Annotated in this window: 17 protein-coding genes and 1 other annotated feature; of the genes, 12 read left to right on the top strand and 5 right to left on the bottom strand. The window is 37.8% G+C overall.

Features of this window, described 5'->3' with window-relative positions:
* Positions 1-4 precede the first annotated feature (4 nt).
* Entirely contained in the window at positions 5-190 is a 186-nt protein-coding gene (rpmB, locus tag B5D29_RS05065; protein WP_078768495.1) for a 50S ribosomal protein L28, read from the bottom strand.
* A gap of 192 nt (positions 191-382) precedes the next feature.
* Between rpmB and recA the strand changes: the two genes are divergently transcribed.
* The 7 genes from recA (at position 383) to B5D29_RS05030 (ending at position 7,509) form a co-directional block, all read left to right on the top strand.
* The gene (gene recA, locus B5D29_RS05060) at positions 383-1,501 is read left to right on the top strand and encodes a recombinase RecA (RefSeq protein ID WP_078768494.1); all 1,119 of its coding nucleotides are present in this window, start codon (positions 383-385) and stop codon (positions 1,499-1,501) included.
* A complete protein-coding gene (locus B5D29_RS05055) occupies positions 1,501-2,112 on the top strand; it encodes a regulatory protein RecX (RefSeq protein ID WP_078768493.1) in 612 nt (203 codons plus the stop codon). The genes recA and B5D29_RS05055 overlap by 1 nt, the downstream gene beginning before the upstream one ends.
* Entirely contained in the window at positions 2,112-3,446 is a 1,335-nt protein-coding gene (gene rimO, locus B5D29_RS05050) for a 30S ribosomal protein S12 methylthiotransferase RimO (RefSeq protein WP_078768492.1), read from the top strand. Before B5D29_RS05055 ends, rimO begins: the two co-directional genes overlap by 1 nt.
* A complete protein-coding gene (pgsA, locus tag B5D29_RS05045) occupies positions 3,433-4,017 on the top strand; it encodes a CDP-diacylglycerol--glycerol-3-phosphate 3-phosphatidyltransferase (protein WP_078768491.1) in 585 nt (194 codons plus the stop codon). Before rimO ends, pgsA begins: the two co-directional genes overlap by 14 nt.
* Positions 4,018-4,087: 70 nt before the next feature.
* Positions 4,088-4,299: a binding site (T-box leader), on the top strand.
* 41 nt (positions 4,300-4,340) lie between these two features.
* Entirely contained in the window at positions 4,341-4,994 is a 654-nt protein-coding gene (gene cysE / locus B5D29_RS05040) for a serine O-acetyltransferase (protein WP_078768490.1), read from the top strand.
* Positions 4,981-6,375 (top strand): cysteine--tRNA ligase, encoded by a 1,395-nt coding sequence (gene cysS / locus B5D29_RS05035; RefSeq protein ID WP_078768489.1) that lies wholly within the window; start codon positions 4,981-4,983, stop codon positions 6,373-6,375. The genes cysE and cysS overlap by 14 nt, the downstream gene beginning before the upstream one ends.
* A 3-nt stretch (positions 6,376-6,378) precedes the next feature.
* The gene (locus B5D29_RS05030) at positions 6,379-7,509 is read left to right on the top strand and encodes an aldo/keto reductase (protein WP_200803072.1); all 1,131 of its coding nucleotides are present in this window, start codon (positions 6,379-6,381) and stop codon (positions 7,507-7,509) included.
* A gap of 58 nt (positions 7,510-7,567) precedes the next feature.
* Here the strand turns inward: B5D29_RS05030 and dapB are convergent, their stop codons facing one another.
* Genes dapB through asd form a run of 3 tightly spaced genes read right to left on the bottom strand, consistent with a single transcriptional unit; the run spans position 7,568 to position 10,337 of the window.
* A complete protein-coding gene (gene dapB, locus B5D29_RS05025) occupies positions 7,568-8,320 on the bottom strand; it encodes a 4-hydroxy-tetrahydrodipicolinate reductase (protein WP_078768488.1) in 753 nt (250 codons plus the stop codon).
* A gap of 19 nt (positions 8,321-8,339) precedes the next feature.
* Positions 8,340-9,230 (bottom strand): 4-hydroxy-tetrahydrodipicolinate synthase, encoded by an 891-nt coding sequence (gene dapA, locus B5D29_RS05020; protein ID WP_078768487.1) that lies wholly within the window; start codon positions 9,228-9,230, stop codon positions 8,340-8,342.
* Between the two features lie 24 nt (positions 9,231-9,254).
* Positions 9,255-10,337: an aspartate-semialdehyde dehydrogenase gene (gene asd / locus B5D29_RS05015; protein WP_078768486.1), complete on the bottom strand. Its 1,083-nt coding sequence runs from the start codon at positions 10,335-10,337 to the stop codon at positions 9,255-9,257.
* Positions 10,338-10,483: 146 nt separating this feature from the next.
* On the opposite strand from asd, the gene queA reads away from it, so the two are divergent.
* From queA to B5D29_RS04990, 5 genes are all read left to right on the top strand, one after another.
* Positions 10,484-11,521 carry a tRNA preQ1(34) S-adenosylmethionine ribosyltransferase-isomerase QueA gene (gene queA / locus B5D29_RS05010; protein WP_078768485.1) on the top strand — a complete coding sequence of 346 codons (1,038 nt, stop codon included), beginning with the start codon at positions 10,484-10,486 and terminating at the stop codon, positions 11,519-11,521.
* A gap of 9 nt (positions 11,522-11,530) precedes the next feature.
* Entirely contained in the window at positions 11,531-12,664 is a 1,134-nt protein-coding gene (tgt, locus tag B5D29_RS05005; protein WP_078768484.1) for a tRNA guanosine(34) transglycosylase Tgt, read from the top strand.
* A gap of 69 nt (positions 12,665-12,733) precedes the next feature.
* Positions 12,734-13,156, top strand: a complete 423-nt coding sequence (gene yajC / locus B5D29_RS05000) for a preprotein translocase subunit YajC (protein WP_242941748.1) — start codon at positions 12,734-12,736, stop codon at positions 13,154-13,156.
* A gap of 64 nt (positions 13,157-13,220) precedes the next feature.
* Complete coding sequence (locus B5D29_RS04995; RefSeq protein WP_078768483.1) at positions 13,221-13,601, top strand: hypothetical protein; 381 nt, start codon at positions 13,221-13,223, stop codon at positions 13,599-13,601.
* A 2-nt stretch (positions 13,602-13,603) separates the two neighbouring features.
* A complete protein-coding gene (locus B5D29_RS04990) occupies positions 13,604-14,215 on the top strand; it encodes a stage II sporulation protein M (RefSeq protein ID WP_078768482.1) in 612 nt (203 codons plus the stop codon).
* Here the strand turns inward: B5D29_RS04990 and B5D29_RS04985 are convergent.
* Positions 14,205-15,137 carry a tyrosine recombinase XerC gene (locus B5D29_RS04985; protein WP_278286413.1) on the bottom strand — a complete coding sequence of 311 codons (933 nt, stop codon included), beginning with the start codon at positions 15,135-15,137 and terminating at the stop codon, positions 14,205-14,207. The two genes, B5D29_RS04990 and B5D29_RS04985, sit on opposite strands and share 11 nt — an antisense overlap.
* Positions 15,138-15,244: the final 107 nt, after the last annotated feature.

Below are 15,244 nucleotides of genomic sequence, written 5' to 3'. Positions count from 1 at the left end.
TCTTTTACGCTCTTTCAACCTTACCTGAACGAAGGCATCTTGTGCAAACATAAACTCTCTTTGGAGATCCGTTTACGATAGCCTTAACTCTCTTAATGTTTGGTTTCCATGTTCTGTTTGATCTTCTGTGTGAGTGGGATACCTTAATACCGAAGGACATTTCCTTACCACAGTATTCACATTTAGCCATTTGCGAACACCTCCTTAATAATTTACAACGGAAATATAATAACAGATAGTTGCAGAAAATGCAAGCATTTTTTTAATATTTTTTTGAATAGTGATATTTATGGTATATTTGTACTATATTTTCTTGATTTTATATACCATATATAGTATAATATATCTGTTAAATTCAAAATATATTTCGGAGGAATAATCAATGGCTGTAGATAAAAAAGCAAATGATAAAAAAACTGCCCTTGAATCCGCATTAAAGCAAATTGAAAAGCAGTATGGACAAGGTGCTATTATGCGTCTTGGCGAAAGCACACATTTAAAGGTTGATGCTGTTTCAACAGGTTCACTTACACTTGATCTTGCAACAGGTATCGGAGGACTTCCAAAGGGAAGAATTATAGAAATTTACGGTCCTGAATCATCAGGTAAAACAACACTTGCACTTCACTGTGTTGCAGAGTGTCAAAAGCTTGGCGGTGAGGCTGCATTTATTGATGCAGAACACGCACTTGACCCGGGATATGCAAAGAATCTTGGTGTTGATGTTGATTCTCTTTTGGTTTCACAGCCTGATAACGGAGAGCAGGCACTTGAAATTACCGAACAGCTTGTAAGAAGCGGTGCGGTTGATATTATTGTTGTTGACTCTGTTGCGGCTCTTGTTCCTCGTTCAGAAATTGAGGGCGATATGGGTGACTCTCATGTCGGCTTGCACGCAAGACTTATGTCACAGGCTCTTCGTAAACTTACTGGTGCAATCAATAAGTCAAACTGCATTATTATCTTTATCAATCAGCTTCGTGAAAAAGTTGGCGTAATTTATGGCAACCCTGAAGTTACAACAGGCGGTCGTGCACTCAAATTCTATTCTTCAATGCGTATTGATGTAAGAAAGATTGAACAGCTCAAAGCACCTGGCAATGAGTTTATCGGTTCAAGAACAAGAGCAAAAATTGTTAAGAACAAAGTTGCTCCGCCGTTCAAACAGGCTGAATTTGATATTATGTACGGAACCGGTATTGATAAAATCGGTGAAATTGCAGACCTTGCCGTAACTCTTGGTATCGTTTCAAAGGGCGGTGCTTGGTTTACATACGGAGAGGAGCGTTTCCAGGGTAAAGAAAAGTTCAAGGATTATATCAAGTCAAATCCTGATGTTCAGGCTGAACTTGAAAAGCAGATTAAGGATATTTTGGCAAACAATGAGGCTGAAGAAGCTGTTTCGGTTGATGAGCCTGAAGTACCAAAAGCTCCTGTTACTCAAACAAGAGCTGCTGCAAGAGCAAAGCTCGACATCGCAATAGACGATGATGAGGATTAATGAAAATATCTCATACAAAGGGCAGAGGCAAAAAAATTCATATTTTTGTCGATGACGAATATACAATAACAACAGACATTGATTTCTGGGCAGAACATTTTTTCAAAGACGGTCAGGAAATAACCGAAGAGCAGTGGCAGGAACTTTGCAACGTGATTTATTATAAAAAAGCCATTGATAAGTGCTACGATTTGCTTTCAAGGCGAGATCATTCCGTCAAAGAACTTAAAACAAAACTTCTTCGCACGGTTGATGAAGAAAATGCCGACAGAGCAATAGAAAAAATGATTGATTACGGATATTTGGATGATGAAAAATATGCAAAAAATCTTGTTAAATATCTGTCCGAAACCAAGCGTATGTCAAAAAATCATATCAAACAGGAAATGTATAAGCGAGGTGTGCCAAATGACATCATCGCATATACTCTTGAAGATACAGAAATTGACAATGTGTCGGCTGTTGTTGATTTGATTTTTACAAAATACAGAAACAAATTAGATGCTCAAGACGGTAATAAAAAAGTTATAGCCGCCTTGATGAGAAAGGGATTTTCATATTCTGACATAAGGGAAGCCTTTGAAAGAATTGAAAATGAAGAATACAATTAATGGCAAATGGTTATAAAGTCGGTATGATATCTCTCGGCTGTCCCAAAAATCAGGTGGACGGCGAGGCACTGCTTGCAAAACTTGCGCAGGCAGGGTATCAAATTGTGAATGAAATTGAAAATTCGGATGTGATGATTGTCAACACTTGCGGATTTATTGAAGATGCCAAGCGTGAAGCTATAGATGCGATTCTTGAGGTTGCACAGTACAAAGAAGCAGGGCTGATTTCTGCAATTGTTGTCACAGGCTGTCTTGCCGAAAGGTATCAGGACGAAATCTTAAAGGAAATGCCGGAGGTTGACGCAGTTATCGGTATCGGTGCTAATTCCGATATTGTCAAGGTGTGCGACAAGGCTCTGTGTGGTATTAAAACCTCAAATTTCCCTAACAAGTGTTATCTTCCGCTTGATGGCGAAAGAATGCTTTCTACGCCTCCTCATTGGGCGTATTTGAAGATTGCCGAGGGATGCGACAACAGATGTGCTTATTGTGCCATTCCCGGCATCAGAGGTAATTTTCGTTCAAGAACAATTGAATCTGTTGTTGATGAAGCAAAAAGTCTTGTAAATCGTGGTGTTAAAGAAATAATTTTAGTTGCACAGGATACCACTAAATATGGACAGGATTTGTACGGTGAATATTCACTCGACAAACTTTTGAAAGAACTTGTTAAGATTGACGGACTTGAATGGATTAGACTTTTCTATTGCTATCCACAGAGAATTACCGACAGTCTGATTGATGTTATTGCAAATGAGGATAAAGTTTGCAAGTATATTGATATTCCGCTTCAACATTCAGATGCTACTGTTCTAAAAAATATGAACAGAGTAGGGGACGGAAACGATTACAGAGTGCTCCTCAATAAAATGAGAGAGGCTATTCCGGGTTTGGCACTTCGTACAACATTTATGGTCGGCTTCCCTGGCGAAACTGATGAGCAGTTCGAAAATCTTTGCGAGTTCGTAAAAGATATGAAGTTTGACAAAATGGGTTGCTTCACTTTTTCACCTGAAGAGGACACTCCTGCTTTTGATATGGAAAATCAAATTGATGAAGATGTCATGAAGCGTAGACAGGAAGTTTTGATGAATGCTCAATTTTTCATTACCGAGGCTTCAAACAAAGGCAGAGTCGGCAATGTATACAAGGTAATTGTTGATTCTTTTGCAGACGGAAAGTACACAGGTCGGTCATATATGGATTCGCCTGAAATTGACAGCGGAATTATTTTTACTTCAAATAAAAAACTTAATATCGGCGACTTTGTCGATGTTAAGATTACAGATTTTGACGGATATGATTTGATAGGAGAACATTATGAATTTACCTAATAAAATTACAGTTTTCAGATTTTGCTGTATACCGTTTTTGTGGCTGTTTTCTCTTTGGCAGTTCAGATACCATTGGGTTGCCGCACTTTTGGTTTATTTTATAGCTTGTGTCAGCGATACCGTTGACGGCAACATTGCAAGAAAGAGAAAACTTGTAACTGATTTTGGAAAGCTGATGGACCCTCTTTCAGACAAGGCACTTGTGCTTGCGGCATTTCTTATTCAGATAAATCTCGGAATCAGAACAGATATTGTCATTATGATTATGATGGCAAGAGAATTCCTTGTTGCAGGTATGCGTATGGCAGCCACAGTTGAGGGTGAAGTTATTGCGGCAAATGTTTTCGGCAAGGCAAAGACTTTTATTCAAATGGCAACAACAGGTATGACCTTCTTGCTCCTTGCAATTATGGAAAAAGACGGAGAAATTATTATTGCCACAAATGGCTTTAATCCTCCGCAATGGCTCACTGTTTACTGTACAATCGCTTTTTGGATTGCAGGTATAGTTACAGCTTTGTCGGGTATAAAATATACATTAGACGGCTGGAAGCATATTAAAACAAAATAATTTTGTTGTTTTAATCGTTAAAAAATTAAAATTTATGCTTGCATTTTTTCAAAAAATGAATATAATGTATTTAAAGGCTATGATTGGGAGAAGTAACAGTTTTTCGCCTATTCAGAGAGCAAACGGTTGGTGAGAGTTTGTATAGGTTAAATTGTGAAATGCACCCATGAGCTTCTCAAAGGAAATTTAGTATTTTGAGACGGTGGGCACCGTTATCCGCAAAGGCTATATTGGTAGCTTGAGTATAAATCAGAGTGGAACCGCAGTATTACTGCCTCTGTCGTTTGACAGGGGCTTTTTATTTTTGAAAGGCAGATATATTAATGTTTAAACAATATAAAGAAGACATTCAGAGCTTTATTGACCATGACCCGGCAACAGATAATCCGTTAGAGATTATTTTGCTTTATCCTGGCTTTAAAGCACTTCGTTCTCATAAAAAAGCACATTGGTTTTACAATCATAATATGCCGTTTATAGCAAGGGCGATAAGTCAACGCTCTGCACATAAAACCGGTATAGAAATTCATCCGGGTGCAAAAATCGGCAGAAGGGTTGTAATTGACCACGGTCACGGTATTGTTATCGGCGAAACCGCAGAAGTCGGTGACGATGTTATGATATATCAGGGCGTAACTCTCGGCGGTACGGGTAAAGATATAGGCAAACGCCATCCTACCGTAGAAAGCGGAGTGATGATAGGTGCGGGTGCAAAGGTACTCGGGCCTATCACAATCGGAAAAAACGCTAAAATCGCCGCTGGTGCGGTTGTGGTTAAGGATGTTGAACCTAACTGTACGGTTGTGGGTGTTCCGGGTGAAATTGTCAGAATAGACGGTGAAAGAGTGGATGATTTGGACCAAATCAATATTCCTGATCCGATTATGAATGCAATAAGAAAAAATGAGGAGCAAATAAGAAAGCTCCAAGGAGATATAAAAGAATTAAAGGAGATTGTTAATAATGAAAATATTTAACACAATGTCAAGAAGAAAGGAAGAATTTATTTCCGTTGACCCAAATGAAGTAAAGATTTATGCTTGCGGACCTACCGTATACAACTTTATTCATATCGGTAACGCAAGACCGCTCTGCGTTTTTGATGTGCTTCGCAGATATTTGGAATACAGGGGATATAATGTAAAATTTGTTCAGAATTTTACCGATGTTGATGATAAAATTATCAAGAGAGCAAATGAAGAAAACAGCACTTTTGAAGAAATTTCAGAAAAGTATATCAAAGAATTTTGGACTGATGCGCATGGTCTTAATTTTAAAGACGCTACTGTTCATCCAAAGGCAACGGAAAACATTGATGAAATTATAGAAATTATTAAAACTCTTGAAGAAAAGGGTTATGCTTATGCTATTGATGGAGATGTTTATTACAGAACATTAAAGTTTAAGGATTACGGCAAACTTTCTCATCAGCCTATTGACGATTTACAATCGGGTGCAAGAATTGCTGTCGGAGATAAAAAAGAAGACCCTCTTGATTTTGCTTTGTGGAAAGCCGCAAAAGAAGGTGAACCTTACTGGGATTCTCCGTGGGGAAAAGGCAGACCGGGTTGGCATATTGAATGTTCTGCAATGAATAAAAGATATCTTGGTAATACAATTGATATTCACTGTGGCGGTCAGGATCTTATTTTCCCTCACCACGAAAATGAAATTGCTCAGTCCGAAGCCGCAAACGGTTGTATGTTTTCAAAATACTGGATGCACAACGGTTATATCAATGTAGACAATGTAAAGATGAGCAAGTCACTCGGCAACTTTAAAACTGTTAGAGAAATTGCCGATGTTTACGGCTATGAGGTAATCAGATATTTCCTTATTTCTTCACATTATCGTTCACCGATTAACTATAATCTTGAAATTATCGAACAGTGCAAGTCTGCACTTGAAAGACTTTATAACTGCCGTGAAAGTCTTGATTTTTCCATTAAGAACGCAAAAACCGATATTGCTGATGATGAAGAAATCTTGGCGTTGATTGACAGCAGAAAAGAGCAGTTTATCAATTCTATGGATGATGACCTTAATACTGCTGACGGTATTGCTGCTGTATTTGATTTGGTAAGTGATATCAATACAAAAATCATCAATAAGGATGTTTCAAAGAACGTTTGTCAAAAGGCTGCAGATATGTTTGATGAGCTTACAGGTGTTTTGGGGCTTGTTTATAACAGAAAGTCAAATGATATTAATGACGATATAGAAAAGCTTATTGAGGAGCGTCAACAAGCAAGAGCAAACAAAGATTGGGCAACTGCCGATAGAATTCGTGATGAACTCAAAGCACAAGGCATTACTCTTAAAGACACACCTCAAGGTGTAACTTGGGTTAAGGAATAAACTATGGTTGACAGAGTTAAGTTTAAAAATGTTGAAGTTTCCCGTTTGGGGCTTGGTAATATGCGGCTTCCGTGTAAAACTCCGATTAAGCGAGAGGCTAACCCTTTAATTGATTACGACAAGGCGCAACAAATAGTTGATATGGCATACGAAAACGGTGTCAATTATTTTGACACTGCGTATATGTATCACTGCGGCAAAAGTGAGAAATTTATCGGTCAAACACTAAAAAAATATCCGAGAGACAGTTACTTTTTAGCTGATAAACTTCCGATTTGGATGTGCAAAACTCCTGCCGATATGGAAAAGATATTTAACAAACAGCTTCAACGCACAGGCATTGATTGTTTTGATTTTTATCTTCTTCATTCGCTTGATAAGAGTAATTTTGAAAAGTGCGAAAAATACGGTGCTTATGATTTTGTTCTTAAAAAAAAGGCAGAGGGATTGGTTAAAAATATCGGCTTTTCTTTCCACGGAACAGTTGAGGATTTAAAGAAAATCGTTTCGGCTCACCCTTGGGACTTTGCTCAAATTCAGATGAATTATCTTGATTGGAAAAATCAGGATGCAAAAACTCAATATCAAATTTTGACCGATGCGGGTATTCCTATAATAGTAATGGAACCTGTTAGGGGCGGTAAACTTGCTGATTTGCCGAAAGATGCAGAGGCTGTTTTGAAGCAAAACGCTCCTGATAAAAGCATTGCATCTTGGGCGATGAAATTTGTTGCAAGTTATGATAACGTAATTACTATCCTCAGTGGTATGAATTCGTTAGAGCAAATGCAGGATAATCTCAATACCTTGACCGATTTTGTTCCTATGAATGAAAATGAATTTAAAGTTTGTGAGAATGTTGCATCAATCATTAATAAAAACGATATTATTCCTTGTACGGGTTGTGATTATTGTGCCGACTGCCCAAAAGGTGTAAAAATCAGCACGATATTTGATGTGTACAATAAGCTCAAAACAGGGGAGTACACCGAATTTGAAGCGAAGGATCAGTATAAAAACATTGATGTAAATCATACTGCTTGTGTAAAATGCGGCAAGTGCAAAGAACATTGCCCGCAAGGAATTGACATTCCGAATGAATTAGCAGGAAAAATCAATGATTTATTTTCATAATTTAATGTTTACTAAAAAAGAGCAAACCGTAATTGGTTTGCTCTTTAATGTTATTGGTTTATTTTACAAGTTCTGCCATATCGTACATACCGGCTTCTTTGCCTGTCATAAATACAGCAGCGTTTACAGCGCCAACAGCGAAAACTTCTTTTGACCTTGCAGAGTGAGAGAGTGTGATAATCTCATCTCTTCCGGCAAAAATAATTTCGTGCTCACCAACGATTGTGCCGCCTCTGATTGAGTGCATACCGATTTCGTTCTTTGTACGCTTTTCACGCTTCGAATGACGGTCGTATTCATACTTCATACGGTTGTCGAGTTCCTCATTGATAGCATCTGCAAGCATAAGCGCAGTACCTGATGGAGCATCAATCTTTTGGTTATGATGCTGTTCAACAATTTCAATATCAAACTCATCACCCAAAAGTGCAGCTGCTTTCTTTGCAAGAGTAGCAAGAAGGTTGATACCCAAACTGTAGTTGTATGTGAAGAATACCGGGCATTCTTTTGATGCTTCGGCAATCTTTTTCTTTTGGCAGTCATCATAGCCTGTTGTAGCAATTACAAGGGCTGTTTTTGTATTCTTGCCATATTCCAAAAGACTGTCAAGAAGTGACGGATTTGAAAAGTCAATAACAACATCTGCTTCTTCTTTTACATCCAAAATGCTTTCATAAACAGGGAAGTCGGTCATATTGTTGTTGAACTTGTCTACACCGGCAACGATAGTTGCATCATCACGGTTTGCAACAATATTTTGGATAACTCCACCCATTTTGCCACAGCATCCTGATAATATAATTCTTGTCATTTATACTTCCTCTAAAATCTTATTTAATAAGTCCGTACTTTTGCATAACGCTCTTTACATATTCTGTGTGTTCATCAGTCATTTCGCAAAGAGGCATCTTGCAAGGTCCTGCAGCCCAACCCATCATATTGCAAGCAGCCTTTACAGGGATTGGGTTAACCTCAACAAACATTGCGTTTGCAAGTTCAAGATATTTTGCCATCATTTCTGTGCACTTGTTTGCGTCACCGTCAAGATAAGCCTGAACCATATCGTGAGTTTCCTGTGGGCAAATGTTTGAAAGGACAGAGATAACGCCCTTGCCGCCACAAGCCATAACTGCAGGGATTTGGTCGTCGTTACCGCTCCAAATATTGAGGTCGTCACCGCAAAGTGCGTGAATCTTCATAACCTGGCTGATGTTGCCTGATGCTTCCTTAACACCGTTGATTCTCGGAAGTTTTGAAAGTTCTTTAAGAGTTTCAGGAGCAATGTTTACGCCTGTTCTTGACGGAACATTGTAAAGAATGATAGGTACATTTGTTGCATCATGATACATTGTGTAGTGCTTGATAAGACCTTTTTGTGTGCACTTATTATAATAAGGAGTTACAAGCAAAAGTGCGTCAACACCATATTCACAAGCCTTTTCAGCAAGTTCAAGGCCACATTCTGTATTATTTGAGCCGGCACCTGCAATAACAGGTACTCTGCCGTTAACATAATCAACACAGAATTTAATTGCTTCAAGGTGATGTACTGTTTTAAGTGTTGAACTTTCACCAGTTGTGCCGCAGATTACAATAGCATCTGTTCCGTTGTCAATCTGCCAATCAATAAACTTCTTAAATTCATCGTAATTAATGCTGAAGTCGTCATTCATTGGGGTAATGATAGCTACAGCCGAACCTGTAAATACCGGATTCTTCATAATAGTATATTCTCCTTATATAGATTAGTCTAAATAACCTTCAGCGGCAAGCAATTCTGCAAGCAATACTGCACCGCCTGCTGCGCCACGAAGTGTGTTGTGTGAAAGACAAACAAACTTGTATTGATATTGTGTATCTTCTCTGAGTCTGCCGATAGAAACTGCCATACCGTTTTCAAGCATACGCTCTGAATGAATTTGAGGTCTGTCAGGTTCTGTGAAATAGTTGAGGAACTGCTTTGGTGCAGACGGAAGCTCAAGTTCTTGTGCTCTGCCCTTGAAGTTGTTCCAAATTTCAATCATTTCTTCCTTTGTTGGTTTCTTTTCAAAGTTTACAAAAACTGCGCCGAGGTGACCGTTTGAAACAGGAACTCTGATACATTGTGCTGTAAAGTTAGGCTTTGTAGCATTTTCGATGTGGTCGCCTTCGATTTTACCCCAAAGTTTGAGAGGCTCTTTTTCACTCTTCTCTTCTTCGCCACCGATGTATGGGATAACATTGTCGATCATTTCAGGCCATGTTTCAAATGTTTTACCCGCACCTGAAATAGCTTGGTATGTGCAAACCAAAACATCCTTTACACCGAACTTGTCGTGAAGAGGGAAGAGGGCAGGAACATATGACTGAAGTGAGCAGTTTGACTTAACTGCGATAAAACCACGCTTTGTACCGAGTCTCTTTCTTTGCTCAGGGATAATGTGGATGTGTTCAGCGTTAAGTTCAGGAACTACCATAGGAACATCAGGAGTGAATCTGTTTGCAGAGTTGTTTGAAACAACAGGGCATTCATGCTTTGCATATGCTTCTTCAAGTGCCTTGATTTCGTCCTTCTTCATATTTACCGCACAGAATACGAAGTCTACCATTGATGTGATTTTTTCAATATCGTTGGTAGCGTCCATAACTACCATTTCTTTATATTTATCTGCGAGAGGTGTGTCCATACACCATTTGTTGCCGATAACTTCGCCGTAAGGTTTGCCTGCTGATCTTGATGATGCTGCAAGAACAACAACATTGAACCATGGGTGATTTTCAAGCAAGGTCATAAATCTTTGACCAACCATACCTGTGGCACCTACGATGCCGACATTAAATTTTTTCATAAATAATTCTCCTTAGAACTTGTATTATTTATCATTTTGCAATATAATAAACAAAGTGCAATTTGCACAAGATAATTTAGTATATATAATATCACTATTTATATATGGATGTCAATTAATAATTATATAAATTTGGAGAATATTTGATGAAAACTTCTGACTTTTATTATGATTTGCCTCAAGAACTTATTGCGCAGACTCCGATGGAGCCGAGAGATATGTCAAGACTTATGGTTATTGACAAGAATACAGGCGAGATAGAACATAAAATTTTTAAGGATTTGATAGATTATTTAAGACCCGGCGATTGTCTCATTCTTAATGACACAAGAGTTATTCCTGCAAGAATTTACGGTGTAAAAAAGGAAACAGGCGCTGTTGTCGAATTCTTACTTTTAAAGCAAAGTGAAAATAATGTGTGGGAATGTCTTTGCAAACCTGGCAAGAGAGCAAAGGTCGGCACATCATTTGTTTTTGGCGATGGAATTGTTGAATGTGAGGTTGTTGATGTTACCGATGACGGCAACAGAAAGGTTCAATTCAAATGTGATTCCAAAGAAATTTATACAATTTTGGACAAGATCGGCAAAATGCCTCTCCCACCTTATATTACGGAAGAACTTAAAAATGGTGAATTGTATCAAACCGTTTATTCAAAAGAATTAGGCTCTGCGGCGGCTCCGACAGCCGGATTGCATTTTACCGAGGAAATGCTCAAGAAAATTGAGGAAAAGGGTATAAAGATTGGCTATGTAACGCTTCATGTCGGTCTTGGAACATTCAGACCTGTAAAGGTTGATGATGTAAAAAATCACAAAATGCACAGCGAACATTATCATATCAGCAAAGAAACCGCTGATTTGATTAATGACACAAAGAAAAACGGAGGCAGAGTTATTGCAGTCGGTACAACAAGCACAAGAACTCTTGAATCTGTCGCAACTAAAAACGGCTGTATTTGTGAGGATGAGGACGATACATCAATCTTCATTTATCCTGGATATGAATTCAAATGTATTGACGGTTTGGTAACAAACTTCCACTTGCCTGAAAGTACTTTGATTATGCTCATTTCGGCTTTTGCAGGCTATGATAATGTAATGAACGCTTACAAAATCGCAGTGGATGAGAAGTACAGATTTTTCTCATTTGGTGATGCATGTTTCTTTACCGATATAAAATAAGGAGATATTATGGGATATAAATTATTAAAAACAGAAAATAAGGCAAGACGAGGTGAATTCTCAACTGTTCACGGCACGGTTCAAACTCCTTGTTTTATGAATGTTGCAACTGTTGCCGCAATAAAAGGCGGGCTTTCAACTGTTGATTTAAAAGAGGTCGGCGCACAGGTTATGCTTTGCAATACCTATCATCTTCATGTAAGACCGGGTGATGACAAAGTAAAAACTCTTGGCGGATTACATAAATTTACTAATTGGGACAGACCTATTTTGACCGATTCAGGCGGATTTCAGGTTTTTTCTCTTGCAAAGCTCAATAAGATTACCGAAGACGGTGTTACATTCAATTCTCATGTTGACGGCAGAAAAATCTTTATGGGTCCTGAAGAAAGTATGCAAATTCAGTCAAATTTAGGTTCGACAATTGCAATGGCTTTTGATGAATGTGTTGCAAATCCTGCAAAGTACGAATATTCAAAAGAGGCTTGTGCTCGTACTTTGAGATGGCTTGAGCGATGCAAAGTTGAGATGGATAGGCTCAATTCATTGCCTGACACAATCAATAAAAATCAAATGCTTTTCGGAATCAATCAGGGTTGCACCTTTGATGATTTGAGAGTTGAGCATATGAAAGAAATCGCAAAAATGGACCTTGACGGTTATGCTATCGGCGGTCTTGCAGTCGGTGAACCAAAAGAGGATATGTACCGAATTATCTCTGCCGTTGAACCATTTGCTCCTGTCGATAAGCCAAGATATCTTATGGGCGTCGGAACTCCCGGAAATATTCTCGAGGGTGTCAGCCGAGGTGTAGACCTTTTCGACTGTGTTATGCCTGCAAGAAATGCCCGTCACGGTCAGCTCTTTACTAAAAAAGGTATAATTAACATCAACAATGCCAAATATATCCTTGATGACCATCCGATTGACGAAGAATGTCAGTGTCCGACTTGTCGTAATTATTCACGAGCATATGTCAGACATCTTCTTAAAGCAGGGGAAATGCTCGGTATGCGCCTTGCGGTTATGCACAATCTTTATTTCTATAATAACCTTATGACCGAAATCAGAGAGAACATTGACAACAATTCATTTGAAGATTACAAAAATGAATATGTTGATAGATTGGATACAAGAATTTAAAATAGTTCTTGCAATTATTTGACAGATACTATATAATTGTAGTACTTAATGTATTTTAGGAGGCAAAAAATGATTTTAGATTTAATGCAAGCAATAACTTTAATGCAAGGAACAACGCAGGCTGCCGGTCAAACAAAGGCAGGTTCTACATCTTATATTGTACTTATGGTTGTACTCGTTGCCGTAATGTATTTTATGATGATTCGTCCGCAAAAGAAGCGTCAAAAGGAAGAGCAGGAAATGCGTGCTTCTCTTGAAATCGGTGATGAAATTATTACAATCGGCGGTATTGTTGGTAAGGTAGTTACCATCAGAGAAGAAGATATAATTATCGAAACAGGTGCTGACAGAAACAAGATGAAGATTCAGCGTTGGGCTGTAAACACAAATGTTACAAAGACAGAACAACACAAGAAAGAAGTTGAAAAGGCAAGGGAAGCTGCCAAGGAAAAGAAAGAAGCTAAAAAGTCAGACAAAAAGTCAGACAAATAATTAGTGTAATAAATAAATCATCCCCCGAATATCCTGTAATAAAGGATATATGGGGGATTTTTTTATGAAGAAAACAGATAATATTCTTTTAGGATTTGTTCTGAAATCGGTATTTTTATCAATTGCTTTTGTCGTTTTTTTGACAGCAGTATTTAGTAAAATAGTAATAACTTTTGATTTGGATAATTTGTATTGTTCGTATTTAGGGTACGCTGTTTTGTTTATCACAAGTTTTATTACTGCACTTTTGTCAACGATGAATTTTAAAAACAGTCTTGCCTTGATGTGTGTATTATCAAACATTCCTGTAATAATACTATCTGTAATAAATTCCATAGTGAATAAATCATTTATTCAGCTTGCAATATGTGCAGTAATTGTTATCGTAGGAAGTTTGCTTTCTGCAATTATAAATGCAAAAAGAACCAGAAAGTTAAAGGTATAAATATGAAAAGTATCGTTGTTTCAAAACAAAAGTTTGATTTTGAAGATTTTGTTGAAAGCAACCGTCAATTTATTTATCTTTTGCTGATATATATTGCTGGAGTATTAGCAGGGTCATTGCTTTTTAGAAGTCTTGAACTTTCAAAATTTTCAAATTTTTTGAGTGACTTTATAACAATAAAAAGCGACAGTCTGCTTTCCGTTGTGATTGACAGACTGTCGGTTTATTTGTTGGTTTATACTGTAACAATTTTGCTTGGATTGTGCATCATTGGCTTTCCGATAATTAATGCTGTACCTTTTTTATGTGGCTTTGAAATCGCTGTAAAGATAGCGTTTTATTACAATATGCATTCGCTGAAGGGGATAGGGTACTCACTTTTAATGATTGTTCCCGAAGCCTCGGCTTTTATGGTGATTTTGTTTTTCACAATCGCTTCTTCAAAAGAATTGAGCAAAAACATTTTTGATATTTCACTTCAAAAAAACACTGAAAAACAACTTGTTTTAAAGGATTATTTAAAATCATTTTTAATCTACGGAGCAGGGATTACAGCAATATCACTTGTAAATTCTTTGATTATTTTCCTTTTGAATTCAATAATCAAGATGTAAAATTGGGCTTATTGTTAGCAAGGGGATTTGAATCAATTGCTTGCTTTGAAGCGTCACTTTGGATGTGTGTATAAATTTCTGTTGTTCCAAGATTTTCATGACCGAGGATTTCCTTGAGAACAAGCACATCAACATTTCCGTGCTGATACATCAAGGTGGCGGCAGTATGTCGAAGTTTATGCACAGACAATCCTCGACCGCCAAGACCTGCTTTTTCAAGATTGTTTGCAACCATAATTTCAACCATACGAGGACTGATTCGTTGGTAACGACTGCTTATGAACAAAGCTTTGTCCTTGACCTTGTCATTTGGGCGAACTTTCATATACTCTGTTACAGCGTCAATGCACGCTTGGTTGAGGTAGACTGTTCGCTCCTTGTTGCCTTTACCGGTTATTACAAGAGTACCGTCAGATTTAATGTCGGAATAATCGATAGAAACAAGCTCGGCAAGACGCATTCCGCAATTCAGGAACAGGGTAATGATTGCAAAATCTCGTTCTTTGTACTTTCCGTCTATTACAGAGAGTAATTTTTGTGCTTCTTCTAAAGTTAAATATTTTGGAAGAGATTTTTTTGTTTTAGGTGCATCAAGGTTTTTCATTGGATTGACGGAAAGTAAACCAAGGTTGTCCGATAGATAGCTAAAAAATCGCCTGATGCACACAACACGGCGGGCACGGGTCGTTTCGTTATTGCCACGAACATTTTTGCAGTAGACTAAAAAGGTATATGCATCATTCAATGTAATACCTTGGATAAAGTTAATGTCAATTTGAGATAAATCAATTTCGTTGTCAGGCGTTGCTTCAGGATAAAGTCCTTTGTGCTTTGCCATAAAACGAAAGAATGTTCTCAAATCGCTTGCATATTCAGTTACGGATAAAGTGCTGTGTCCCTTAATTGCTTCAACATATGTCAAATAGTCTTGCACTAAAGGGGGCAGTTTTACAAAATTTTCTCGTTTCATAAGAATTTATTATAATACTTAAAAAAACTAATTATTTCGCAAAATTAATATTTTGCGAA

The organism is Eubacterium coprostanoligenes (genome assembly GCF_900167205.1).
GTDB classification, from domain to species: Bacteria; Bacillota; Clostridia; order Oscillospirales; family Acutalibacteraceae; genus Eubacterium_R; species Eubacterium_R coprostanoligenes.
Note: the sequence above shows the minus strand (reverse complement) of the source record. Positions and strands in the feature narration are given on the sequence as shown.